Below are 25783 nucleotides of genomic sequence, written 5' to 3'. Positions count from 1 at the left end.
TGCCTAACGCTCGGGCTCGAAACGGGCAGGATTAACACTAGCGCGATTTAGACGAGTAAGTTAGGCTCTGACCGTTTGCAAGCCGCTGCCACACGATGACGGAACAACAAATACAACGTATGAAAAAACGTATTCCCAGCCTCCTGGCCACCATGATCGCCAGCGCCTTGTATAGCCAACAGGGCCTCGCTGCCGATCTCGCCACGCAGTGTATGCTTGGCGTCCCAAGCTACAATCGTCCTTTGGTCGAAGGGAAACCCAACGACCTGCCGGTGACGATCGATGCCGATCATGCGAAAGGCAACTACCCTGATAACGCCGTATTTACCGGCAACGTCGATATTAATCAGGGAAACAGCCGGCTGCAGGCCGATGAGGTCCAGCTCCACCAGCAGCAGGCGGAAGGCCAGCCGCAGCCGGTGCGGACGGTTGATGCCCTCGGCAACGTGCACTATGACGATAATCAGGTGATCCTCAAAGGGCCGAAGGCCTGGTCGAATCTCAACACCAAAGATACCAACGTCTGGCAGGGCGATTACCAAATGGTAGGCCGTCAGGGGCGCGGTACCGCTGACCTGATGAAGCAGCGCGGTGAAAACCGCTACACCATTCTGGAAAACGGCAGCTTTACCTCCTGTCTGCCGGGCTCTGACACCTGGAGCGTGGTCGGCAGCGAAGTTATCCACGACCGCGAAGAGCAGGTGGCTGAGATCTGGAACGCGCGCTTTAAGCTCGGTTCAGTGCCGATTTTTTATAGTCCTTACCTGCAGCTGCCGGTGGGCGATAAGCGCCGTTCAGGTTTCCTGATCCCCAACGCTAAATACAGCACCAAAAACGGCGCGGAGTTCTATCTCCCTTACTACTGGAATATCGCGCCTAACTTTGACGCCACCCTGACCCCGCACTATATGAGCAAGCGCGGCGGCGTGATGTGGGAAAACGAATTCCGCTATCTGACCAAAGCAGGGACCGGTTTATTTGAGTTCGACTACCTGCCGTCGGATAAAATTTATCATGACGATCATTCGAACGACAGCAACAGCCGCCGCTGGCTGTTCTACTGGAACCATTCAGGCGTCGTAGACCAGGTGTGGCGTTTCAACGCCGACTACACCAAAGTCAGCGACCCGGACTACTTTAACGATTTCAGCTCCAAATACGGTTCCAGTACCGATGGCTATGCCACGCAGAAACTCAGCGCCGGCTACGCGAATCAGAATTTCGATGCCACCGTATCGACCAAGCAGTTCCAGGTCTTTGACCGCGACTCAAGCAATGCCTATTCCGCCGAGCCGCAGCTGGACGTGAACTACTACCAGAACGACGTCGGCCCGTTTGATACGCATCTTTATGGCCAGGCGGTGCATTTTGTTAACTCGAACAGCAAAATGCCGGAAGCAACGCGTCTTCACCTTGAGCCAACCATCAACCTGCCGCTGTCTAACGGCTGGGGAAGCATCAATACTGAGGCAAAACTGCTGGCCACCCATTACCAGCAAAGCAACCTTGATAGCTACAACGCGGCCAACGGCACTGACTATAAAGACTCCGTTAACCGCGTCATGCCGCAGTTTAAAGTCGACGGCAAAATGGTTTTCGAGCGCGATATGCAAGAGAACTATACCCAGACGCTTGAACCGCGCATGCAGTATCTGTATATCCCGTATCGTGACCAGAGCAAGATCGGCAGCTACGACTCAACGCTGTTGCAATCAGACTACAGCGGCCTGTTCCGCGACCGCACCTACAGCGGTCTGGACCGTATTGCGTCCGCCAACCAAGTCTCCACCGGCATCACATCTCGCGTTTATGATGCCGCCGCAGTTGAACGTTTTAATATTTCCGTTGGTCAAATCTACTATTTCACCGAAGCACGTACCGGTGACGACAACATCAACTGGGAGAACAACGACACGCGAGGTTCACTGGTATGGGCCGGGGATACCTACTGGCGCATTACCGACGACTGGGGTTTACGCGGGGGAATTCAGTACGATACGCGTCTGGATAACGTCGCGACCAGCAGCGGAACCGTGGAATACCGTCGCGACGAAAACCGTTTAGTACAACTTAACTATCGTTATGCAAGTCCGGAATACATTCAGGCGACTCTGCCTTCGTATTCCACCGCTAAGCAGTATAAAGATGGTATTTCGCAGGTGGGAATGACCGCCAGCTGGCCAATCGTCGATCGTTGGGCAGTCGTCGGCGCGTATTACTACGATACGAATACCAGAAAGTCAGCGAACCAGATGTTAGGGGTGCAGTATAGCTCCTGCTGCTACGCTATCCGCGTTGGCTATGAACGTAAGATCAACGGCTGGGATAACAGCAGCAGCGAAAGCAAATACGACAATACCTTCGGCTTTAACATTGAGCTGCGCGGCCTGAGCTCCAATTACGGTCTCGGCACCCAGCAGATGCTGCGTTCGAACATTTTACCGTACCAGAGCTCCCTGTGATGTGGCTGGTTTAAACGTAATCCGCAATTGCGGTTAATTGAAATGGAAAAAGTATGAAGAACTGGAAAACGCTGCTTCTCGGTATCGCCATGATCGCGAATACCAGTTTCGCTGCCCCACAGGTTGTCGATAAAGTAGCGGCTGTCGTCAATAATGGCGTTGTTCTGGAAAGCGACGTCGATGGCTTGATGCAATCGGTAAAACTTAACGCCGGCCAGGCCGGGCAGCAGCTGCCGGATGACGCCACCCTGCGTCATCAGATCCTTGAGCGTCTGATCATGGACCAGATTGTCCTGCAGATGGGTCAGAAAATGGGCGTGAAGATCTCTGACGATCAGCTGGACCAGGCTATCGCCAACATCGCCAAACAGAACAACATGACCATGGATCAGATGCGCAGCCGTCTGGCCTATGACGGTATTAACTACAACACCTATCGTAATCAGATCCGCAAAGAGATGCTGATTTCGGAAGTGCGTAACAACGAAGTACGTCGCCGTATTACCGTTCTGCCGCAGGAAGTTGAAACCCTGGCGAAGCAGATTGGCGATCAGAACGACGCCAGCACCGAACTCAACCTCAGCCACATTCTGATCCCGCTGCCGGAAAACCCCACTTCCGAGCAGGTGGCAGAAGCTCAGGACCAGGCCAACTCGGTGGTTCAGCAGGCGCGCAGCGGCGCGGATTTCGGCAAACTGGCGATCACCTACTCAGCCGACCAGCAGGCGCTGAAAGGCGGCCAGATGGGCTGGGGTCGTATTCAGGAACTGCCGGGCATCTTCGCCCAGGCGCTGAGCACGGCTAAGAAAGGCGATATCGTTGGTCCGGTACGTTCCGGCGTTGGCTTCCATATCCTGAAAATCAACGATATGCGCGGCGGCAGCCAGAATATCTCCGTGACTGAAGTTCACGCCCGCCACATCCTGCTGAAACCGTCGCCGATCATGAATGACAATCAGGCCCGGGCAAAGCTGGAGCAAATTGCGGCTGACATTAAGAGCGGCAAAACCACGTTTGCTAAAGCGGCAAAAGAGTTCTCTGAAGATCCGGGTTCGGCAAACCAGGGCGGTGATTTAGGCTGGGCAACGCCGGATATCTTCGATCCGGCCTTCCGCGACGCTATTCTGCGCCTCAATAAAGGCCAGACCAGCGCACCGGTTCACTCATCCTTCGGCTGGCACCTGATTGAGCTGCTGGATACCCGCAACGTCGACAGAACCGACGCCGCGCAGAAAGATCGCGCTTACCGCATGCTGATGAACCGTAAATTCTCTGAAGAAGCGGCTACCTGGATGCAGGAACAGCGCGCCAGCGCCTACGTTAAGGTATTGAGCAACTAATCGCATTAGCCTCATACACAACATCACTCAGGGTGTATCGAGGCGGCTCGGCGAATCGCCCTGGTCTCTGACTGGGGCGACGAAGCGCAGCCAGTAAGAGAACGCCTGAAGGATGAAGTGTATGAATCGAGTTGTTATCACTCCCGGCGAACCTGCCGGGATTGGCCCCGACCTCGTTGTGCAGCTTGCACAGCGCGACTGGCCGGTCGAGCTGGTGATTTGCGCCGATGGCGCTCTGTTATCCGACCGGGCAAGCCTGCTCGGTCTTCCTTTATCGCTTCTGCCTTATGACCCTACCGTTCCCGCTACGCCGCAGCGCGCAGGCACCCTGACGCTTCTTCCCGTCGCTCTCAATGCGCCGGTTGAGCCAGGCGTGCTCAACGTCAGCAACGGCAGCTATGTGGTGGAAACGCTGGCCCGCGCCTGTGATGGCTGTCTGAACGGCGAATTCGCCGCGCTGATTACCGGGCCGGTGCACAAGGGCATTATCAACGATGCGGGAATCGCCTTCACCGGTCATACAGAGTTCTTTGAAGAGCGCTCGCAGGCCAGTAAAGTGGTGATGATGCTGGCGACCGAAGCGCTGCGCGTGGCGCTGGTGACCACTCACCTGCCGCTTAAAGCAATAAGCGATGCGATTACCCCCGAGCTGCTGCGGGAAATCATCACCATTCTGCATCACGATCTGCGCACCAAATTTGGCATCAATAACCCGCACGTGCTGGTTTGCGGCCTGAACCCGCACGCGGGCGAAGGCGGCCATATGGGTACGGAAGAGATTGATACCATTATTCCGGTGCTGGAAGAGATGCGCGCGAAGGGGATGAATCTCAGCGGCCCGCTGCCGGCAGATACCCTGTTTCAGCCGAAATATCTCGACCATGCCGATGCGGTACTCGCGATGTATCACGATCAGGGCCTGCCCGTGCTAAAATACCAGGGCTTTGGCCGCGGCGTGAATATTACGCTCGGTTTACCATTTATTCGCACTTCCGTTGACCACGGCACCGCGCTTGAACTTGCGGGCCAGGGGAAAGCGGAAGTCGGCAGTTTTATCACGGCGCTTAATCTCGCCATTAAAATGATTGTTAATACTCAATGAATAATCGAGTCCATCAGGGCCACTTAGCCCGTAAACGCTTCGGGCAAAACTTTCTCAACGATCGGTTTGTGATCGACAGCATTGTCTCGGCCATCAATCCACAGAAAGGCCAGGCGATTGTTGAAATCGGCCCCGGCCTCGCCGCGCTGACCGAACCGGTCGGTGAACGCCTCGACCAGCTCACCGTTATCGAGCTGGACCGCGACCTGGCCGCTCGTCTGCAAACGCATCCGTTCCTCGGACCAAAGCTGACGATTTATCAGCAGGATGCGATGACCATGAACTTCGGCGAGCTGTCGCAGAACATGGGCCAACCGCTGCGCGTATTCGGCAACCTGCCGTACAACATCTCGACCCCGCTGATGTTCCATCTGTTCAGCTATACTGATGCCATTGCCGATATGCACTTTATGCTGCAAAAAGAGGTGGTCAATCGTCTGGTTGCCGGGCCGAACAGTAAGGCGTATGGTCGACTAAGCGTCATGGCGCAGTACTACTGCCAGATTATCCCGGTGCTTGAAGTTCCGCCGAGCGCCTTTACGCCGCCGCCTAAAGTTGATTCCGCCGTGGTGCGCCTGGTGCCTTACCGCACGCTGCCGCATCCCGTTAAAGATGTACGCGTGCTGAGCCGCATCACGACAGAAGCATTTAACCAGCGTCGGAAAACGATCCGCAACAGTCTGGGCAATCTGTTCAGCGTTGAAGTTCTGACCGAGCTGGGCATCGACCCGGCGAAGCGCGCAGAGAATATTTCCGTGGCGCAGTACTGTCAGCTAGCTAACTGGTTATCTGAGAACGCGCCCACCAAGGAGAGCTAACCATGATTAATTCGCCCCGAGTTTGTGTACAGGTGCAAAGCGTCTATATCGAATCGCAATCTTCTCCGCAAGAAGAGCGCTACGTCTTCGCTTATACCGTCACCATTCGCAATCTGGGGCGGACTCAGGTTCAGCTTCTTGGCCGCTACTGGCTTATCACCAATGGGCACGGTCGTGAGACCGAAGTCCAGGGGGAAGGCGTTGTCGGCGAGCAGCCGCATATTCCGGCCGGCGGTGAATACCAATATACCAGCGGCGCGGTCATTGAAACGCCGCTGGGCACCATGCAGGGACATTATGAGATGATCGATGTGAACGGCGCGCCGTTCACCATTGAAATCCCTGTTTTCCGTCTCGCAGTACCCACTCTCATCCATTAAAACAATGTCTACATACCTTATTGGCGACGTTCACGGTTGCTACGATGAACTGATCGCACTATTAGAGCAGGTGGAGTTTAACCCTGAGACTGATACGCTGTGGCTGACGGGCGACCTGGTCGCGCGCGGCCCCGGTTCGCTCGAAGTACTGCGTTTCGTGAAACAGCTTGGCGACAGCGTACGCATCGTGCTGGGCAATCATGACCTGCACCTGCTGGCGGTCTTTGCGGGCATTAGCCGCAATAAACCCAAAGATCGGCTGAAATCGCTGCTTGAGGCGCCGGACGCCGACGATCTGCTCAACTGGCTGCGTCGTCAGCCGATGATGCAAATCGATGAAGAGAAAAAGCTGGTTATGGCCCACGCCGGGATCACGCCGCAGTGGGATCTGGAAACCGCTAAACAGTGCGCTCGCGACGTGGAAGCCGTGCTTGCCAGCGACTCCTATCCGTTCTTCCTCGATGCGATGTACGGCGACATGCCGAACAACTGGAGCAACGAACTGAGCGGACTGGCGCGCCTGCGCTTTATCTCTAACGCTTTTACCCGCATGCGCTACTGCTTTCCGAACGGCCAGCTGGATATGTATGCCAAAGAGGCGCCGGAAAACGCGCCCGCGCCGCTCAAGCCGTGGTTTGCTATTCCCGGGCCGGTGGCCAGCGAGTACAGTATTGCCTTCGGTCATTGGGCTTCGCTGGAAGGGAAAGGCACGCCGGAAGGGATTTACGCGCTGGATACCGGCTGCTGCTGGGGCGGCGATCTGACCTGCCTGCGCTGGGAAGATAAGACGTACTTCACGCAGCCGTCAAACCGGCAGCCAAATCTTGATGAAGGCGAGGCGATCGCCTCCTGAAGAGAGTCACCCCGGTGAGCGAACGCCACCGGGGAAAACCTTAGCGACGCTCCAGAATCTCGAAGCAGTAACTATGGGAATTCTGCGCATCAGCATCGTGGAACTCGCTGAATACCGACTCCCACTCGTCCGGATCGTAATCCGGGAAATGAGTATCGCCTTCCACTTCCGCATCAATATGGGTCAGATAAAGCTTTTGCGCTTTTGGCAGGAACTGCTCATAAACGCGTCCGCCGCCGATCACCATCATCTCTTCTACGTCGCCGCAAGCGGCGATGGCTTCATCGACCGACTTCACCCACTGCACGCGATCGTCGGTGCCGGGCTGGCTGCTAATAACGATATTTTTACGCCCCGGTAATGGGCGACCGATAGATTCCCAGGTGAGACGCCCCATCACTACCGGTTTGTTTAAGGTATTGCGCTTAAACCAGGCGAGATCGGCAGGCAGATTCCACGGCATGGCATTTTCCATACCAATGACGCGATCTACCGCTAACGCCGCAATCAGACTGATCATTGAATAATTCCCGAATGCAAAAAATTGCCGCCACTATACGGAAAGCGTAATACTTCGTCGACTGGGCGGAGAGTAAAGAATCAGAAAATTTTAAGATTTGCTGGCGAGCCCACGTAAGCCCCGTGAGCCGCCAGACAGGATTTAAATTGAAAACAAAATGTTACTTGTAAAGCTAACGTAACACCCTGAATTCCCTCTTATGCCGGGGGTTTATTTTCCGGCTCATCAGCGATATCACCGGTATGCCTCCCCTCTTCCGTTCCTTGCCAGCCATGACGCTGAACCAGCGATAAATGATTGCGGTCTTCGTTGATTATTCCGGTCAGCATATCGCTGGTGCGCTTGAATACCGCCACCCGCGAGGCCGCATCGTTTTCCGCCATGGCCACCATCTCTTCGACCATTTGCAGGTTGAAACGGCGGAACAGATCGGCGCGCTCGCGGGCCTCGTAGGCTCCCAGGCCCAGCGCCTCAAGCGTCATACGCCCGGACTTCAGCGCCGCTTCAAAGGTTTCACGCTCCGGCGCCTCAACGCCTGCCTGGCGCAGCTTAATGTAATGATCGACATCGCGGGCGCGGGAGATGATCTGCAGATGCGGAAAATGCTCTTTTGCCAGCTCCGCCAGCTGCAGGTTTGTCTGCGGATCGTCGATGGCGTTAATCAGCACTTCCGCTTTTTCCGCCCCCGCCGACTCCAGCAGGTCAACCCGCGTCGCATCGCCGTAGAACACCTTCATATCAAACTTACGCAGGGTATCGACGTGGTCAGGATCGTGATCGAGAATCACCATCTTCACGCCGCTGGAGAGCAGCACGCGGCCGGCAATCTGCCCGTAGCGGCCAAAGCCGGCAATAATTACCCGCGGCTGCTCTTCGTCAATTTCATCCGCCTCGCGCTCCTGGCCGCTGGTGGATTTCTCCAGACGGGTCAGCAACACCAGCAGGATTGGCGTGGCAGCCATCGATAGCGCCACCGCCAGGGTCAGCGCCTTCGCCCATTCGCCGTCCAGGACATCGGCCATCTGCGCCGCGCCGAAGACCACAAAGGCAAATTCACTCCCCTGCCCCAGCAGCACCGCAAACCAACGGCGCTGCGCGCGAGGTACGCCTAACGGCCTGGCGATCAACCACAGCATCAGGGATTTAATCACCAGAAATCCCACCAGCAAAATCAGGATCCGCAGCGGATGAGTCACCAGAGTACCGAAGTCGATAGACATCCCGACGCCGATAAAAAACAGCCCCAGCAGCAGCCCCTTAAACGGTTCAATATCGCTTTCGAGAGCGTGGCGGTACTCCGAGCTCGCCAGCAGCACCCCGGCCAGGAATGCCCCCATCGCCATCGACAGCCCAACCTCTTCCAGCAGCAGCCCGAAGCCAAACACCAGGAACAGAGCCACGGCGCTGAAGACTTCACGCAGGCCGGAGCGCGCAACAAAACGCAGCATCGGCCGGGTCAGATAGCGGCCAAGCACCACCACCAGCGCCAGCGCACCCGCCACTTTCAGGGCCGAGAGTGCAAACGCGCCCAGCGTCGTCGAGCCGCCGCTCGCCGCCAGCAGCGGGATCATCGCCACCAGAGGAATAGCCGCAATATCCTGGAACAGCAGCACCGCAAAGGCGCTCCGGCCCAGCTGGGTGACCGTCAGGTTACGCTCGTTCATCGCCTGCATAGCGATCGCCGTTGAAGAGAGCGCCAGCGTCATGCCAATCAGCTCGGCAACCTGCCAGCGCAGACCAAGCGACATGCAGAACAGGCCGATCAGCACGCCGCAGACGACCATCTGCAGCGCCCCGCCGCCAAACACCGAAGCGCGAAGTTTCCACAGGCGCTGGGGATCGAGCTCAAGACCGATAACGAAAAGCATCAGCACCACGCCGATTTCCGCAAAGTGCAGAATCGACTCGGCGTCGGTGACCAGCCGCAGCCCCCACGGGCCAATAATGCAGCCGGCAATTAAGTAGCCGAGCACCGACCCTAAGCCCAGACGTACGGCAATCGGCACGATCAGCGCGGCGGAGCCTAAATAGATGAGCGCCTGTATCAGCGTATGGCTATCCATGGTTGTGCGCCTCCTGCCATTCGATTAAGCGTTGCCGATAGCGGCGCGCCTGCGCCTGTAGGGTTTCGTCATCGCAGATAAAAGTGCAATGCATTGCAAACGGCGGTAGCCATGTCATGCCGCAGTAGAGGGCTGTCGCCTGCAGCGGCTGCGCCAGGACGTCGAAACCGGGAAAGGAACCAATATCAAAGTGGCTTTCGCCGCCGCCGGTAGTAACCGCCCACATCAGCGATTTACCGCGCAGCGCGATACCGTTGTGACCGTATGCCCAGCCGTGCGCCAGCACTTTATCCATCCACAGCTTGAGCAGCGGCGGCACGCTGTACCACTGCATCGGATGCTGCCAGATAACCAGATCGGCACGGGCCAGCGCCGCCTGCTCGGCGGCGATATCAATATTAAAGTCAGGATAAAGCTGATAGAGGGAGCGTATCTCTACGCCGTCAAGCGTCCCTGCCTGCTCAAGCATCCGCTTATTCGCATGCGAGTGCTGCGGATAAGGGTGCGCATAAATTATGAGGATCATTGATTAGCCTGCGTTAGCTCTTGTTGTAATCAGCAAGAGTGTAGACAGTTAATCGAATCGCTTACAATGATAAGTGTGATTTATCTCTCATTCAGGGCGAGGATCGCTCAGGCAGGGGTGACCCCGCGATACGGGGCCAGGAATAACGCTTAGTTATCCAGTTCATCCATCGATTTAACCTGATCGCGATTGATCTGCTCGGTACGACCGGTTTCCGCGTTTTTGTAGGACACCAGACCGGTGTCGTCATCCACCTGGGGTTTGCCATCGGTGACAATAGTTTTGCCATCGGTGGTTTTTAGCGACTGATTAGATGAACAGCCAGCCACGGTGAAAAGCGCAGCAGCGGCAAAAATAGCGGCGGTGAGGGGCTTGTTGTACATGGTGTTTCTCTCCCGTTATTCAGTCATATTCATTATCACCCTAACCACTTTAGGCTAGCTGACTGTCCGGGGAGAGAAAACCAGAACTCTCCGAAGTGGCCTGTTAGCGCCGATCCCTCTGTTTTTGTTCGAAGTTCACCGCCGCGCCGATCAGGTTAGCATCGTTGCGGTATTGGCAGAGCACCACCTGCGGTAAAAATTCTGCTAAATCTTTTTCATTCACCAGCTCGTTCAGGCGCTGCTTGATGCCGTTAAAAATCTTATCGCTGGCGGAGATACCGCCGCCGATAATCAGGCAGTCTGGGTCGTAGCACACCTGCAAATTCAGTAAGCCTATCGCCATCCAGTGGTAAAACTGCGCCACTTCCTGCTTCGCGATATTGTCGCCCTCCTCGGCCAGGCGAAAGACATCCTCTCCGGAGACGGAGTCAGCCGCCAGCGACATGCGCCGGGCATAACGATGCGCCGTAGCGACGGCGGTTGCCAGTTCGCTAAAGGTTTGCCCCTCGTGCAGGGTCATCATGCCAAATTCCCCGGCGTAGCGATGGCTGCCGTGGCGCAGGACTTTATTGTCGACAATGGCGCCACCGATACCTGAACCGGCAATCACAAACAGTACGCTGTCATACTCGCGGCCCGCGCCCAATGCCGCCTCGGCGATACCCGCCGAGTTGGCGTCGTTCTCAATGCATACCGGCAGTGAAAACAGCCTGGAAAGCTCTTCGACGATGGGAAAGTGATGAATATAGGGAATGGCGCTCAGGCCGCTAATGACCCCGCTCTGCGGATCCACGCACCCAGGAGCACTAATTGAGATCCCATTAATGGCGTAGCGCGACTGAAACTGTTGATAAAGTTCCAATAGCCGATTTTTCATCTCTTCCCAGCTATCAGGCGTCTCAACCGATGTGGTATCCTTCAGCTCCCCCTGCTGCCAGACGCCATATTTAATCGATGTACCGCCCCAATCAAACAAAAGTATCGCCATGTCGTTATCCTTGCGTGCGTCATGAAATGGTTTTGTTCCATTAAGGATGAACCCTCTCCCGCCATTTCGCTTTATCGCAACGCAAAAAAAAAGCGCCTCCGGCGTTGGCCACCGGAGGCGCTTTTACTGGCAGATGAGATTACTTTTTAATCTGCGCGTGCATTTCCTGCACCGAGGTCACTTTCTCTATCGCGTTGGCATTGAGGGCCATTGCGGTAGCGAAACCGCCGTTCAGCGTGGTGTCGTAGTGCACTTTGTACTGCAGGGCGCTGCGGCGAATCAGCTTGGAGTCTTCAATCGCCTGACGGCCTGCGGTGGTGTTGATGATGTAGGTGTATTCGCCATTCTTGATGCGGTCCTGAATGTGCGGACGGCCTTCATGCACCTTGTTCACCAGACGCGGGTTGATGCCGGCTTCGCCCAGCACAATCGCAGTACCGTGGGTTGCATCCAGCTCGAAACCAAACTTCAGCAGTTTTGCCGCCAGATCCACCACGCGCTCTTTGTCGCCTTCGCGTACGGAGAGCAGCGCGCGTCCCTGTTTCTTCATCGTCGAGTTGCTGCCTAACTGCGCCTTGGCGAACGCTTCCGCGAAGGTGCGGCCAACGCCCATGACTTCACCGGTAGAGCGCATTTCTGGCCCTAACAGCGGGTCAACGCCCGGGAATTTGTTAAACGGCAGAACCACCTCTTTCACCGAATAGTACGGCGGGATGATCTCTTTAGTGACGCCCTGCTGAGCCAGCGTTTTGCCCGCCATCACGCGCGCCGCGACTTTCGCCAGCGGTACGCCGGTGGCTTTCGAGACAAACGGGACGGTACGCGCCGCGCGCGGGTTGACTTCAATCAGGTAGACTTCGTTGTTTTTGACCGCAAACTGCACGTTCATCAGACCGCGTACCTGCAGCTCAAAGGCCAGCTTCTGCACCTGCTCGCGCATCACATCCTGAATTTCCTGGCTCAGGGTGTAGGCCGGCAGCGAACACGCGGAGTCGCCGGAGTGTACGCCCGCCTGCTCGATATGCTCCATGATGCCGCCAATCAGCACCATTTCGCCGTCGCAGATGGCATCGACGTCAACTTCAACCGCATCGTCAAGGAAGCGGTCCAGCAGCACCGGCGCATCGTTAGAGACGCTGACGGCGGTCTGGAAGTAGCGACGCAGGTCGATTTCGTCGTAGACGATTTCCATCGCGCGGCCGCCGAGAACGTAGGACGGGCGCACCACCAGCGGGTAGCCAATCTCTTTCGCCTTCTCGACCGCCATTTCGATCGCGGTCACGGTGGCGTTCGCCGGCTGCTTCAGTTTCAGGCGGTCAACCGCGTGCTGGAAGCGCTCACGGTCTTCCGCACGGTCGATTGCATCCGGGCTGGTGCCGATAACCGGCACGCCTGCGGCTTCCAGCGCGCGCGCCAGCTTCAGCGGCGTCTGGCCGCCGTACTGCACGATAACGCCTTTCGGCTTCTCAATGCGCACGATTTCCAGCACGTCTTCCAGCGTCACCGGTTCAAAGTAGAGGCGGTCAGAGGTGTCGTAATCGGTAGAGACGGTTTCCGGGTTACAGTTGACCATAATGGTCTCGTAGCCGTCTTCGCGCAGCGCCAGGGAGGCATGGACGCAGCAGTAGTCGAACTCGATGCCCTGGCCGATACGGTTCGGGCCGCCGCCGAGCACCATGATTTTATCGCGGTCAACGGACGGATTGGCTTCGCACTCATCTTCATAGGTGGAGTACATATAGGCGGTGTCGGTAGCGAATTCCGCCGCGCAGGTATCCACGCGCTTGTAGACCGGATGCAGGTCATACTGGTCGCGCAGCTTGCGGATTTCCGCTTCGCGCACGCCAGCCAGCTTCGCCAGACGCGCATCGGCAAAGCCTTTACGCTTGAGCTGACGCAGGAAGTCGGCGTCGAGGCCGGTAATACCGACTTCAGCCACTTTCTCCTCCAGACGCACCAGCTCTTCAATCTGCACCAAGAACCAGCGGTCGATATTGGTCAGGTTGAACACGCCATCAACGGAGAGGCCCGCGCGGAAAGCGTCAGCGATGTACCAGATACGCTCAGCGCCAGCGTCTTTCAGTTCGCGGCGAATCTTGGTCAACGCTTCCGGATCATCGAGGCTCACTTTCGGGTCGAAGCCGGTGGCGCCCACTTCCAGGCCGCGCAGCGCTTTCTGCAGGGATTCCTGCTGGGTGCGGCCAATCGCCATCACTTCGCCCACCGATTTCATCTGGGTGGTCAGACGGTCGTTGGCGCCGACGAATTTTTCAAAGTTGAAGCGTGGGATTTTGGTCACAACGTAGTCGATGGACGGCTCAAACGACGCCGGGGTGCGGCCGCCGGTGATATCGTTCATCAGCTCATCAAGGGTGTAACCGACCGCCAGCTTCGCCGCCACTTTAGCGATCGGGAAGCCGGTGGCTTTCGAGGCCAGCGCCGAGGAGCGGGAGACGCGCGGGTTCATTTCGATAACGATCAGGCGGCCATCTTTCGGGTTCACCGAGAACTGAACGTTGGAACCGCCGGTCTCTACGCCGATTTCACGCAGTACCGCCATCGAGGCGTTACGCATGATTTGGTACTCTTTATCGGTCAGGGTCTGTGCCGGCGCGACGGTGATGGAGTCGCCGGTGTGGATGCCCATTGCGTCGAAGTTTTCAATAGAGCAGACGATGATGCAGTTGTCGTTTTTATCACGCACCACTTCCATCTCGTACTCTTTCCAGCCAATCAGCGACTCATCAATCAGCAGCTCATTCGTCGGCGAGAGATCCAGACCGCGTTCGCAGATTTCTTCGAACTCTTCGCGGTTGTAGGCGATACCGCCGCCGGTGCCGCCCATAGTAAAGGAAGGACGGATGATGCACGGGAAGCCAACTTCAGCGGCAACCGCCAGCGCTTCTTCCATGGTATGTGCGATCCCGGAACGCGCGGTGTCGAGGCCAATTTTCTTCATTGCCACGTCGAAACGGCGGCGGTCTTCCGCTTTATCAATCGCGTCGGCGGTCGCGCCAATCATGGTCACGCCGAACTCTGCCAGCACGCCCTGACGCTCCAGCTCCAGCGCGCAGTTCAGCGCCGTCTGGCCGCCCATGGTCGGCAGAACCGCATCCGGACGCTCTTTCTCAATGATCTTGCGCACCACTTCCCAGTGAATCGGCTCGATGTAGGTAGCATCGGCCATTTCCGGGTCGGTCATGATGGTGGCCGGGTTAGAGTTCACCAGAATGACGCGGTAGCCCTCTTCGCGCAGCGCTTTACACGCCTGGGCGCCGGAGTAGTCAAATTCACACGCCTGACCGATAACAATCGGGCCCGCGCCCAGAATCAGGATGCTTTTTATATCTGTACGTTTTGGCATGGCTCTCTTAACTCCTGATTATTTCGCGGACTGACGGTACTGCTTAATTAACTCGATAAAATGGTCGAACAGCGGTGCGGCATCGTGCGGGCCGGGGCTCGCCTCCGGGTGTCCCTGGAAGCTGAACGCCGGTTTGTCAGTACGATGAATCCCCTGCAGGGTGCCGTCGAACAGCGACTTATGGGTGACGCGCAGGTTGGCCGGCATAGACGCTTCATCCACCGCGAAACCGTGGTTCTGCGCGGTGATCATCACCACGTTGTTATCAATATCTTTTACCGGATGGTTGCCGCCGTGGTGGCCGAACTTCATCTTCACGGTCTTCGCGCCGCTCGCCAGCGCCAGCAGCTGGTGGCCGAGGCAAATGCCGAATACAGGAACGCTGATTTCCAGAAACTTCTCAATCGCGTCGATAGCGTAGTCACAAGGCGCCGGGTCGCCGGGACCGTTGGACAGGAAGATCCCGTCCGGATTCATCTTCAGCACCTCTTCGGCAGGAGTCTTAGCCGGAACCACCGTCAGACGGCAGCCGCGGTCTACCAGCATGCGCAAAATGTTGCGCTTGGCGCCGAAATCGTAGGCCACCACGTGAAACGGCAGCTCGCTTTCCGCTTTGGCTTCCGGCAGGTCACCCGCAAGGGTCCAGCTTCCCTGCGTCCAGCTGTAGGTTTCTGCGGTGGTTACTTCCTTCGCCAGATCCATACCGTTAAGGCCCGGGAACGCTTTTGCCTTTTCCAGCGCCAGCTGCGCATCCGGGCTATCGCCGGCGATGATGCAGCCGTTCTGCGCGCCTTTTTCACGCAGCAGGCGGGTCAGCTTACGGGTGTCGATATCGGCAATCGCTACAATGTTATGGCGCTTCAGATAAGAAGAGAGGTCTTCGGTATTGCGGAAGTTGCTGGCAATCAGCGGCAGATCGCGAATGACCAGACCCTGCGCGTGTACCTGAGAAGATTCTTCATCGGCGGCATTGGTGCCGACATTGCCGATATGGGGATAAGTTAGAGTGACGATTTGGCGGGAATAGGAAGGATCAGTGAGGATTTCTTGATAACCGGTCATTGAAGTATTGAAAACGACTTCCCCAACCGCCGTGCCGGTAGCCCCAATGGCCCGACCGTGAAACTGGGTTCCGTCTTCCAGAACCAATAGCGCTGACTTAATCAAAACACCCTCCAGAGAATATCCACTCACTTTATTTGCATATTAATTCATAATGTAGATCTGAATCAATGCAAATCTGTTGCCCGCAGAATTTTGGCAAACGGCGGCATTCTGGAGAGATGGCGGGTAAAAGTCAACTTAAAGCGGATATTTTTAATCTTGTTTCAGGCGACTACTCTGTAATCTCTGCTTTAAGCGGCAAAAAGATCAACTAACTCGCCTGGGAAAACGCTTGCGGAGGCGGAAGAGTGTAAAAACTGCGCTCAAGGTGTAAAAAAGTGGACCGGATGGTCAAAATTTACAATAAAACAACAAAATCAGGGTAGATAATGTATTTTTTTGAAGAGTTCAGCCAATAAAAATCGCAAAAATCAAAAAATAAAAAAGGGCAATAAAGCATTGCCCCTTGCAATCAATTACTTATTGAAAGCAATAACCACATCACGATGGGTAATAATCGTTATAAAGAGTTCAGTTCAAGCACATCACGCATATCAAAAAGACCATTTTTCTTGCCTTTTAGCCATAATGCAGAGCGAACGGCACCATTTGCAAAAGTCATCCGGCTGGAAGCCTTATGGCTGATTTCAATACGTTCGCCGATATCCGCAAACATCGCCGTATGTTCGCCGACGATATCCCCGGCGCGCACGGTTGCAAAGCCGATGGTGCCGGGAACGCGCTCACCGGTATAGCCTTCGCGACTGTATACCGCACACTCCTTCAGATCTTTATCCAGCGCGCCGGCAATCGCCTCGCCCATCGCCAGCGCCGTACCTGATGGCGCGTCGACTTTATGGCGATGATGCGCTTCAATAATCTCAATATCGGTATAGTCGCCCATCACCTTCGCCGCTTTCTCCAGCAGCTTAAGCATAACGTTAACGCCAACGCTAAAGTTTGCGGCAAAGACGATGGCGATCTCCTGCGACGCCTCGCGAATGGCCTGCTTCCCGGCGTCGTCAAAACCGGTGGTGCCGATAACCATGCCTTTACCATGTTGACGGCAAAAAGCGAGATGGTTCAGCGTGCCTTCCGGACGGGTGAAATCGATGAAGACATCGAAATCGTCTTTTACCGCCTCAAGGCTGCTCTGCACCACCACCCCTGACTTGCCCGCGCCCGCCAGTTCGCCCGCATCGCTGCCGAGCAGCGAGGAACCTTCGCGCTCCAGCGCCGCGCCAAGCGCTGCGCCTTCCATCTGCTGTACCGCCTGAATTAACTGGCGTCCCATCCGGCCGCCCGCGCCCGCGATGGCCACGCGGATATGTGCATCATGCATAGCTATTCTCTTTTGTTAACACTACGTAAATTGTTTTCAGAGTAACCAGCCCAACGATGAGCCGCTACTCAAAAACACCGATAATTAGAAATTTATGACAAACTGCCGCCGATATCAGTAAAAACTATACGATTATGCCGGGAATCGGCCATTGGGCAGAGAGAAGGAATGAACAAATGGGGCTGGAACCCCGGTTCAGCCATGTGCAGGTCAATCCGGGGTCAGCTATCGATGAAAAACCGGGCAATTAATGCAGGAACATCTCCCCGGCAGGAAAACCAGACAGGAACCAGGTTACCGCCAGCAGGTCAGCGCTGCCGCCAGGGCTAAGATGGCGAACAATCAGTTCATCATCGAGCTGGCGCAGCGCTTCCAGCCCGCCATCGGCCAGCACTCCGCCTTCCCACAGCAGCTTTTGCGCCTGCTGCTGAACAAAATTCAGCCCTTCCAGCCCACCGCGCGATACCAGATTGGTATCGTCATTCCAGGCCATCAGATGCAGCAGGGTCTGCAATAACGCCAGATTGGCGTCGCCGGTATTCGCCATGACGCGATTGAATACCGGCATCGCCTGAGTGCGCACGGTGTGAAAGCCGCTTTCCGCTTCGCCTCTGGCACCGGAGAGCCCGTAGCGCAGGAAATGCCCTTCGCCTTTGCTCACCTTCTTTCCTTCAGAGGAGGAGAGCTCGCGCGCCACCAGGCCGCGACAGAATCGGGCCACCTGATCGCAAACCCGATGCTGTTCAACCGGCTCCCTTCTGGCAACCAGTCTTCCCGCCGCCGCGCAGAGCAGGCCAAAAGCGAAGATCGCGCCGCGATGGGTGTTCACCCCGCCGGTGGCTTCCAGCATATCCGTCTCGCAGGCCATGCCCACCGGACGCAGCATCGTCAACACCTGTTCCGGCGTGATATTGGCGGTGTCGTGTCCCATAATGAAAAACTTCTCCATCCACGGGGCGACAACCGCCGTACTGGCCTCAAAGGTGGCCAGATCCATATCCCGATGCGCGCCGGCATTACGAATATCCACCAGACCCGGCTTCGGCGTCAGGCGAACTTCAGTCAGTAGCGCCCGTCCCACGCGAGAAACCATCTCCTCAGCCGTCACCGTTTGACGGCTCAATGGCCGATGCTGGCTTATTATCACTTCGCTCATGCCTTTCTCCTCAGCGCGTTTAACCAGCGGTTTTAACCTGACGAATCACGTCGATCACCGAACCATCGCGATAGCGCACCACGGCCACGACCCGATCGGTGAATTCGATCGGATCAGGCTTGCCGGTCAACAGTTCGGCGCGCTGCTGTAGCTCTTCGATGGTCATGAGCTGGATGCCCGCGTTACGCAGGTTATCAATCAGGTCCTGACGCGCCGGGTTAACAGCAATACCGTGGTCGGTCACCAGCACATCCACGCTGGCCCCCGGCGTGACGCGAGTCAGGACTTTCTCCACCACGCACGGAATACGCCCACGCACCAGCGGCGCGGTGATAATGGTTAAATCCGCGCCTGCCGCCGTATCGCTATGGCCGCCGGACGCCCCGCGCAGGACACCGTTGGAGCCGGTCATCACGTTAACGTTAAATCCGGTGTCGATTTCCAGCGCGCTGAGCATCACCACATTCAGGCGTTCGCAGGAGATCCCTTTCGAACCGGGATTGGCGTACTGATTAGCGGAAATTTCGATATGGTTAGGGTTGTTCGCCAGCGAACGGGCGGCATCGCCGTCGAAAGATTGGGTATCCAGCAGCGCTTTGATCAAGCCCTTTTCATGCAGATCGACCATCGTGCCGGTAATCCCGCCCAAACCAAAGCTGGCGGTGATATTGTTACGACGCATCTTATCTTCGAGGAAGCGGGTTACCGCCAGCGATGCGCCGCCGGTACCGGTTTGCAAAGAGAAGCCCTCTTTGAAGTAGCCCGAATGTTCGATGACTTTAGCCGCCTGGCGGGCGATCAGCAGCTCGCGTGGGTTGCTGGTCAGACGGATCGCGCCAGCGGTGATTTTCGCCGGATCGCCGACTTCATCAACCTGCACGATCAGATCCACCTGATCCTGGGCGATGCTGGCCGGATAGTTCGGATAATCCACCCACTCTTCAGTCAGCAGTACCACGCATCTGGCGGCATCGGCATCCACTTTGGCGTAACCCAGCGAGCCGCAGCGGGATTTACCGCTAAAGCCGTTGGCATTGCCATATTCATCGCAGCACGGCACGCCGAGGAACGCCACGTCAATGGTTAGCTCACCGGTTTGCACTAAATACGCCCGGCCGCCGTGGGAATGGATTTGTACCGGATTTTCCATCAGCCCGGCGGAGATCTCTTCCCCCAGCTTCCCGCGCAGACCGGAGGTGTAAATCTGCCGGATCACGCCGTTTTTTATGTGCTCGATCAGCGGCCAGTGGGCGTCAATCAGCGAGCTTGAGGCCAGCGTCAGATCGCGAAAGCCCATTTCAGCCAGCTTCGCCACCACCATATTGACCACCTTGTCACCGCCGCGAAACGCGTGATGGAAGGAGATGGTCATACCGTTTTGCAGCCCGGAGCGGCGAATCGCCTCCTCCAGCGAAGCGCAGACTTTACGCTGCCGCTTTTCGCTTTCACTGGCCAGCCACGGACTCTTCGCCGTTACCCCTGCGTAAGGTTCTAATCCTTCCGGCATGACGTACTGTTGATTAAGCATTGCCACGGTCTCTTTCATTATTTCCTCCTTAATCACGAATGCCGAAAGCCGACAGCGCCACGACTTTGCGCGCATGATCGATAATCGGTCCATCTATCATCTTGCCGTTTAGCGAGACCACGCCGAGTCCGCGTTCTTCCGCCTCTTCCGCCGCCGCGATGACGTCCCGCGCATGCTCAACTTCTTTCAGCGTTGGGGCATAAACCTGGTGCAGCAGCTCAATCTGGCGCGGGTTAACCAGCGATTTGCCGTTAAAGCCGAGATTTTTCGCCAGATTCGCTTCCGCGAGGAAACCCTCTTCATTGTTAATGTCCGACCACACGACGTCATAGGCCGCGATTCCGGCGACGCGGGCCGCGTGCAGCACCGCGCAGCGGGCGTAGAACAGCTCCGTGCCGTCGCCGCGGCAGGTCCCCATATCCATGACGTAGTCGAAGGCCGCCAGCGCAATGGCCGACAGACGCGGACTGGCGCGGGCGATTTCTACCGCGTTCACCACGCCCAGCGCCGACTCAATCGCCGCCATTAATTTGGTGCTGCCCACCTCCCGGCCGCACTCGCGCTCAATACGTTCGACGTGAGCCTCCAGCTCATGAATATCTTCTTTGCTATCGGTTTTCGGCAGACGCACCATGTCGACACCTGCCCGCACCACCGCCTCAAGGTCGGCAAGGCCGAACGGCGTGCTGAGCGGGTTAATACGCACCACGGTTTCCACATCCCGGTAGAGCGGATGCTGGAGCGCATGATGCACCAGCAGGCGAGCGGTATCTTTTTCTCGTAGCGAGACGGCGTCTTCGAGGTCAAACATCACCGCGTCAGCGCCGTAGACAAAAGAGGTGCTTAACATCGCGGCGTTGGCGCCGGGGATAAACAGCATACTGCGACGAGGTTTCATAGCTGGCTCCATTGCGGTTGAGATTGTTGCGCCGCGCGCAGCGCTGCGGCCTGGACGCGAGCCTTCAGCACGCATTCGAGCGCGCCTTTATCATCGACGACGACGTTCGCCCGGGTAACGCCAAGCTGGGTCAGCGTCTCTCTGACGACGCGTTCAATCGCCGCGCCAAACTGCTGCTTCACAATGCTGTCGATTTCAAGCTGAATACCTGGCTCATTCGCAGGCCCAATCCTGACCATCACATCGCTGGACTCCAGCGTGCCGGCCAGGGCGTCAATCATCATTTCCATAGAGGCTGATCCTTAGTTATGGCGGTAAAATCAGGCGGTCTGGCGTTCGCTTTCCGCCAGATGCATCAGAAAAGCGAGCGTTCCCGGCGGTACCAGCGGCTCGATAGCCGACCACTGGCGCTGCTGATACAGCTTGCGCACCCGGGAAGCGGAAATCGGCGCGCCCTCTTTCTCAACCCGCGCCAGCTCAACCACTTCAATGGTCGGCGCGTCGCCGGGCGCTTCCAGCAGCTGTCGCATACGCAGGTTGTAATTACGGGTTAATTCGCACAGCGGTTCGCTGCCGACAAAGCGGTGGGTGACCCCCAGCGCCGGAGCTAAATGTTCGCGAAACAGCTGCAGATCGATCTGGCAGTGGCAATCGTCAACCACGCCTTTGTCTTTCAGGAAGTAGCCGGGGAAAGTGGCGCGCGAGATCAGATAGGCCGATCCCGGATGCAGGGTCACGTTATCGATCCCGGCGATCCCCTGCTCGATCAGCGCCACGCGATCCTGGTAGCTGAAAAATGAAGCATCTTCCTTCACCACGAAAAGATGCAGCCAGTCGCACTGGCGAGCGGCTTGCTCCACCAGCCAGCGATGCCCCAGCGTAAAGGGATTGGCGTTCATTACGATGGCGCCGATTTTTTCTCCGGGCTGGCGATACATCCTGAGCTGGCGGCAATAGCGGGCCAGGCGTTCGCGGCTGTTCTCCATCAAAACGGCCCTGTCGCCCGCACGGGCGATAGGCCAGAAACCGGCGCAGGAAAAGAGCGCCGCGTTATAAGGTTTAGTGAACAGAAACAGCTCGCTGCGGCCCAGCTCATACGCCAGGGTCATCAGTTCAGTCAGCAGCTTCAGGCTAAGCCCTTCTCCCTGCAGCGACGGGTCGACGGCAATGCACTTCAGCACGCATCCGGCAATCGCGCCGCAGCCAACAATGCGCCGCTGGTACTCGGCGACAATCACTATTTCGCAATCCGCCTCCAGCGAGAGCTGATGCTGATGAAGAAAGAGGTCAACGGCCTCTCGCCGCCGGGGATCTTTCTGTACCACGACGCGTTTTAATATCAGATTCATTTTTTTCGCGCTTCATTGACCAAAACGAGCTGTATTTCGCCACCGTTCCCGTAGCGGTTCTTTTATTTGAATCACACTTTTCCCCGTACCTTAATTTGCTTTATGGTTTTTATGTTGTTAATTAATTCAGAAGAATAAAAACAATTAAATTAATTAAAAACACGACTAATCAGTGAACGTAATCACATATCGCCGTAGCGCATCTTTATTATTATGCCGCCGTCCTATTATTGCTTTTTCTAACGGCATTATTCCTTTTTTTAACAGGGTGACGTCATATGACTAATATGAGCCAGGCTCCTTCGACGGAGAAAAATGGTGTAAGTGAACTGCTGAAGTTTAAAATCTTCGGCATGCCGCTTCCGCTATACGCGTTTGCGTTAATCACTTTACTACTTTCACATTTTTATAACGCGCTGCCGACCGACATTGTTGGCGGCTTCGCCATCATGTTTATTATCGGCGCCATCTTTGGCGAAATTGGCAAACGGCTGCCGATATTTAATAAATATATTGGCGGCGCGCCGGTGATGATCTTCCTCGTAGCTGCTTATTTCGTTTACGCAGGCATTTTTACCCAAAAAGAAATTGATGCAATCACTAATGTGATGGATAAAAGCAATTTCCTGAACTTATTCATCGCAGTTTTGATAACTGGCGCAATTCTCTCGGTTAACCGTAAACTGCTGTTGAAATCGCTGCTGGGTTATATTCCGACGATCCTTATGGGGATCCTCGGCGCATCTATCTTCGGGATTATCATCGGCCTGTGCTTCGGTATTTCCGTAGACCGCATCATGATGCTGTACGTTCTGCCGATTATGGGCGGCGGCAACGGCGCAGGCGCGGTTCCGCTGTCCGAAATTTATCACTCCGTCACCGGCCGCTCCCGTGAAGAGTACTACTCCACCGCGATTGCCATTCTGACCATCGCCAATATCTTCGCCATCGTTTTTGCCGCACTGCTCGATATTATCGGTAAAAAACACACCTGGCTGAGCGGGGAAGGCGAACTGGTACGTAAAGCCTCCTTTAAAGTCGATGATGATGAAAAAGCAGGCCAGATTACCCATCGCGAAACGGCGGTCGGCCTGGTGCTCGCCACCACCTGTTTCCTGCTGGCCTACGTCATTGCTAAGAAAATTTTGCCAAGCATTGGCGGTGTCTCAATCCACTATTTCGCCTGGATGGTGCTGATCGTCGCGGCGCTGAATGCTTCCGGCCTCTGCTCGCCGGAGATCAAAGCCGGGGCCAAACGCCTGTCTGACTTCTTCTCTAAGCAGCTGCTGTGGGTACTGATGGTCGGCGTCGGCGTGTGCTACACCGACCTGCAGGAAATTATCGACGCGATTACCTTCGCGAACGTCATCATCGCTGCGGTAATCGTTGTAGGTGCTGTCGTCGGGGCGGCCGTCGGCGGCTGGATGATTGGCTTCTTCCCGATCGAATCCGCCATCACCGCAGGCCTGTGCATGGCTAACCGCGGCGGCTCAGGCGACCTGGAAGTGCTCTCTGCCTGTAACCGTATGAATCTTATCTCTTATGCGCAAATCTCCTCCCGTCTGGGCGGCGGTATTGTGCTGGTCATCGCCAGCATTGTGTTCGGCATGATGATGTAACCAACACGCACGATGGCGATGTTTGAGCGTCAACCACAGCGATGCCAATTAGGGGCCAGAGCCGGGGGCGGCTTCGGGAAATCCACCCTACTCCTTAGCCGGAAGCATCGTTTGGTTAGCCTTCAAACACGCCGTCGTGCCCTTACTTTAGGGTTTTTCAATGACTGAAGCTGTACTGCTGGGTGAAGGCTTCACCCTGATGTTCCTCGGCATGGGGTTCGTGCTGGCGTTTCTGTTTCTGCTGATTTTCGCCATCCAGGGCATGTCCGCCGCCGTTAACCGCTTCTTCCCTGAACCGGCTCCGGCCCCGAAGGCGGCACCTGCGCCCGCCGCGCCCGCCGACGATTTCGCCCGCTTGAAGCCGGTGATTGCCGCCGCCATCCACCACCATCGCCGCCTTAACCCTTAATTCACGGAGGAATCCATGACCGTTGCCATTACCGATGTCGTCCTGCGCGACGCCCACCAGTCCCTTTTCGCCACCCGCCTGCGCCTCGACGATATGCTGCCGGTTGCCGCTCAGCTCGACGACGTGGGCTACTGGTCCCTTGAATGCTGGGGCGGCGCCACCTTTGACGCCTGCATCCGCTTCCTCGGCGAGGACCCGTGGGTCCGCCTGCGCGAGCTCAAAAAGGCCATGCCGAAGACCCCGCTGCAGATGCTGCTCCGCGGCCAGAACCTGCTCGGCTACCGCCACTACGCCGATGACGTGGTGGAGCGCTTCACTGAGCGCGCCGTCAAAAACGGCATGGACGTGTTCCGCGTCTTCGACGCCATGAACGACCCGCGCAACATGAAAGCCGCCCTGCAGGCGGTGCGCAGCCACGGCGCCCACGCTCAGGGGACGCTCTCCTATACCACCAGTCCGGCCCACACCCTGCAGACCTGGCTGGACCTGACTGAACAGCTGCTGGAGACCGGCGTCGACTCCATCGCGATTAAAGACATGTCGGGCATTCTCACCCCGGGGGCCGCCTTTGCGCTGGTCAGCGAAATCAAGAAGCGCTATGACGTGCGCCTGCACCTGCATGCTCATGCCACCACCGGGATGGCGGAGATGGCCCTGCTGAAGGCCATCGAGGCGGGCGTCGACGGCGTTGATACCGCCATCTCTTCCATGAGCGCCACCTACGGCCACCCGGCCACCGAGGCGCTGGTGGCGACGCTGGCGGGCACAAAATATGACACCGGGCTGGATATCCTCAGGCTGGAGAGCATCGCGGCGTACTTCCGCGAGGTGCGCAGGAAATACCACGCCTTCGAAGGCCAGCTGAAGGGCACCGACAGCCGTATCCTCGTGGCCCAGGTGCCGGGCGGGATGCTCACCAACCTTGAGGGCCAGCTGAAGCAGCAGAACGCCGCCCACCGTCTGGATGAGGTGCTGGCGGAAATCCCCCGCGTGCGCGAGGACCTCGGCTTCATCCCGCTGGTCACCCCGACCTCGCAGATTGTCGGCACCCAGGCGGTGCTCAACGTGCTGACCGGCGAGCGCTACAAAACCATCGCGAAGGAAACGGCGGGCATTCTGAAAGGCGAGTACGGCCACACCCCGGTGCCGGTGAACGCGGCACTGCAGGCGCGGGTGCTGGACGGGGCCGCCCCGGTGACCTGCCGCCCGGCGGATTTACTCAAACCGGAGCTGGCTGCTCTGGAAGCCGACGTGAAGCGTCAGGCGCAGGAGAAGGGCATTACGCTTGCGGAGAACGCCATCGACGACGTGCTCACCGTGGCCCTGTTCCCGCAAATCGGCCTGAAGTTCCTGGAGAATCGCAATAACCCGGCGGCGTTCGAGCCGGTGCCGCAGGCTGAAGAGGTCAAACCGGCGGCAAAAGCCGCTAAACCGGCGGCCTCCGGCGTCTACACCGTGGAAGTGGAGGGCAAAGCCTTTGTGGTGAAGGTCAGCGACGGCGGCGATATCAGCCAGCTGACCGCCGCCGCGCCGGCGGCCTCTTCCGCCCCGGCTCAGGCGGCCGCCCCGGCAGGCGCCG

22 protein-coding genes are annotated in these 25783 nt (G+C 57.0%); 9 read left to right on the top strand and 13 right to left on the bottom strand.

Annotation, left to right across the window (positions count from 1 at the left end; all coding sequences use genetic code 11):
* Positions 1–119: 119 nt before the first annotated feature.
* The 6 genes from lptD to apaH all read left to right on the top strand — a co-directional run bounded on the left by lptD (position 120) and on the right by apaH (position 6955).
* Positions 120–2462, top strand: coding sequence for an LPS assembly protein LptD (lptD, locus tag ABLV11_RS27630; protein ID WP_024273722.1), 2343 nt, complete (start codon positions 120–122; stop codon positions 2460–2462).
* A 53-nt stretch (positions 2463–2515) separates the two neighbouring features.
* Positions 2516–3802 carry a peptidylprolyl isomerase SurA gene (surA, locus tag ABLV11_RS27625; protein WP_004108221.1) on the top strand — a complete coding sequence of 429 codons (1287 nt, stop codon included), beginning with the start codon at positions 2516–2518 and terminating at the stop codon, positions 3800–3802.
* A gap of 112 nt (positions 3803–3914) precedes the next feature.
* Complete coding sequence (gene pdxA, locus ABLV11_RS27620; protein ID WP_024273721.1) at positions 3915–4904, top strand: 4-hydroxythreonine-4-phosphate dehydrogenase PdxA; 990 nt, start codon at positions 3915–3917, stop codon at positions 4902–4904.
* Complete coding sequence (gene rsmA / locus ABLV11_RS27615; protein WP_004108225.1) at positions 4901–5722, top strand: 16S rRNA (adenine(1518)-N(6)/adenine(1519)-N(6))-dimethyltransferase RsmA; 822 nt, start codon at positions 4901–4903, stop codon at positions 5720–5722. The genes pdxA and rsmA overlap by 4 nt, the downstream gene beginning before the upstream one ends.
* Before the next feature lie 2 nt (positions 5723–5724).
* The gene (apaG, locus tag ABLV11_RS27610) at positions 5725–6102 is read left to right on the top strand and encodes a Co2+/Mg2+ efflux protein ApaG (RefSeq protein WP_004108227.1); all 378 of its coding nucleotides are present in this window, start codon (positions 5725–5727) and stop codon (positions 6100–6102) included.
* A gap of 4 nt (positions 6103–6106) precedes the next feature.
* Positions 6107–6955, top strand: coding sequence for a bis(5'-nucleosyl)-tetraphosphatase (symmetrical) ApaH (gene apaH, locus ABLV11_RS27605; protein ID WP_004108229.1), 849 nt, complete (start codon positions 6107–6109; stop codon positions 6953–6955).
* A gap of 40 nt (positions 6956–6995) precedes the next feature.
* Here apaH and folA read toward each other — a convergent pair whose 3' ends face one another.
* From folA to citC, 13 genes are all read right to left on the bottom strand, one after another.
* Positions 6996–7475, bottom strand: coding sequence for a type 3 dihydrofolate reductase (folA, locus tag ABLV11_RS27600; RefSeq protein WP_004108231.1), 480 nt, complete (start codon positions 7473–7475; stop codon positions 6996–6998).
* Positions 7476–7672: 197 nt separating this feature from the next.
* Positions 7673–9538: a glutathione-regulated potassium-efflux system protein KefC gene (gene kefC / locus ABLV11_RS27595; protein ID WP_004108233.1), complete on the bottom strand. Its 1866-nt coding sequence runs from the start codon at positions 9536–9538 to the stop codon at positions 7673–7675.
* Complete coding sequence (gene kefF / locus ABLV11_RS27590; RefSeq protein WP_004108234.1) at positions 9531–10064, bottom strand: glutathione-regulated potassium-efflux system oxidoreductase KefF; 534 nt, start codon at positions 10062–10064, stop codon at positions 9531–9533. The genes kefC and kefF overlap by 8 nt, the downstream gene beginning before the upstream one ends.
* A 149-nt stretch (positions 10065–10213) precedes the next feature.
* Positions 10214–10447, bottom strand: coding sequence for a YgdI/YgdR family lipoprotein (locus ABLV11_RS27585; protein ID WP_004108236.1), 234 nt, complete (start codon positions 10445–10447; stop codon positions 10214–10216).
* 103 nt (positions 10448–10550) lie between these two features.
* The gene (locus ABLV11_RS27580) at positions 10551–11435 is read right to left on the bottom strand and encodes an ROK family protein (RefSeq protein ID WP_224329815.1); all 885 of its coding nucleotides are present in this window, start codon (positions 11433–11435) and stop codon (positions 10551–10553) included.
* A 139-nt stretch (positions 11436–11574) separates the two neighbouring features.
* Positions 11575–14799 carry a carbamoyl-phosphate synthase large subunit gene (gene carB, locus ABLV11_RS27575; RefSeq protein WP_004108241.1) on the bottom strand — a complete coding sequence of 1075 codons (3225 nt, stop codon included), beginning with the start codon at positions 14797–14799 and terminating at the stop codon, positions 11575–11577.
* Positions 14800–14817: 18 nt separating this feature from the next.
* Positions 14818–15966, bottom strand: coding sequence for a glutamine-hydrolyzing carbamoyl-phosphate synthase small subunit (carA, locus tag ABLV11_RS27570; RefSeq protein WP_224329813.1), 1149 nt, complete (start codon positions 15964–15966; stop codon positions 14818–14820).
* Between the two features lie 457 nt (positions 15967–16423).
* Positions 16424–17245 (bottom strand): 4-hydroxy-tetrahydrodipicolinate reductase, encoded by an 822-nt coding sequence (gene dapB / locus ABLV11_RS27565; RefSeq protein ID WP_004108255.1) that lies wholly within the window; start codon positions 17243–17245, stop codon positions 16424–16426.
* A 247-nt stretch (positions 17246–17492) separates the two neighbouring features.
* Positions 17493–18401: a triphosphoribosyl-dephospho-CoA synthase CitG gene (citG, locus tag ABLV11_RS27560; protein ID WP_126488441.1), complete on the bottom strand. Its 909-nt coding sequence runs from the start codon at positions 18399–18401 to the stop codon at positions 17493–17495.
* A 19-nt stretch (positions 18402–18420) separates the two neighbouring features.
* Positions 18421–19947, bottom strand: coding sequence for a citrate lyase subunit alpha (gene citF / locus ABLV11_RS27555; RefSeq protein ID WP_004108265.1), 1527 nt, complete (start codon positions 19945–19947; stop codon positions 18421–18423).
* Positions 19948–19957: 10 nt separating this feature from the next.
* Entirely contained in the window at positions 19958–20827 is an 870-nt protein-coding gene (citE, locus tag ABLV11_RS27550; RefSeq protein ID WP_348856113.1) for a citrate (pro-3S)-lyase subunit beta, read from the bottom strand.
* Positions 20824–21117 (bottom strand): citrate lyase acyl carrier protein, encoded by a 294-nt coding sequence (citD, locus tag ABLV11_RS27545; RefSeq protein WP_004108271.1) that lies wholly within the window; start codon positions 21115–21117, stop codon positions 20824–20826. The genes citE and citD overlap by 4 nt, the downstream gene beginning before the upstream one ends.
* 30 nt (positions 21118–21147) lie before the next feature.
* Positions 21148–22176 carry a [citrate (pro-3S)-lyase] ligase gene (gene citC, locus ABLV11_RS27540; protein ID WP_049593847.1) on the bottom strand — a complete coding sequence of 343 codons (1029 nt, stop codon included), beginning with the start codon at positions 22174–22176 and terminating at the stop codon, positions 21148–21150.
* Between the two features lie 278 nt (positions 22177–22454).
* Here citC and citS point away from each other — a divergent pair, with 278 nt between their 5' ends.
* The 3 genes from citS to oadA form a co-directional block, all read left to right on the top strand.
* Positions 22455–23795: a citrate/sodium symporter CitS gene (citS, locus tag ABLV11_RS27535; RefSeq protein WP_004108277.1), complete on the top strand. Its 1341-nt coding sequence runs from the start codon at positions 22455–22457 to the stop codon at positions 23793–23795.
* Positions 23796–23955: 160 nt separating this feature from the next.
* Positions 23956–24204, top strand: coding sequence for an oxaloacetate decarboxylase subunit gamma (locus ABLV11_RS27530; protein WP_017145015.1), 249 nt, complete (start codon positions 23956–23958; stop codon positions 24202–24204).
* Positions 24205–24219: 15 nt separating this feature from the next.
* The coding region (oadA, locus tag ABLV11_RS27525; protein ID WP_348856110.1) for a sodium-extruding oxaloacetate decarboxylase subunit alpha at positions 24220–25783 on the top strand (1564 nt) is incomplete at its 3' end.

This window comes from Klebsiella sp. GW_Kp181, from assembly GCF_040062315.1.
GTDB classification, from domain to species: domain Bacteria; phylum Pseudomonadota; class Gammaproteobacteria; order Enterobacterales; family Enterobacteriaceae; genus Klebsiella; species Klebsiella oxytoca.
This window is presented reverse-complemented; position numbering and strand designations above follow the sequence as displayed.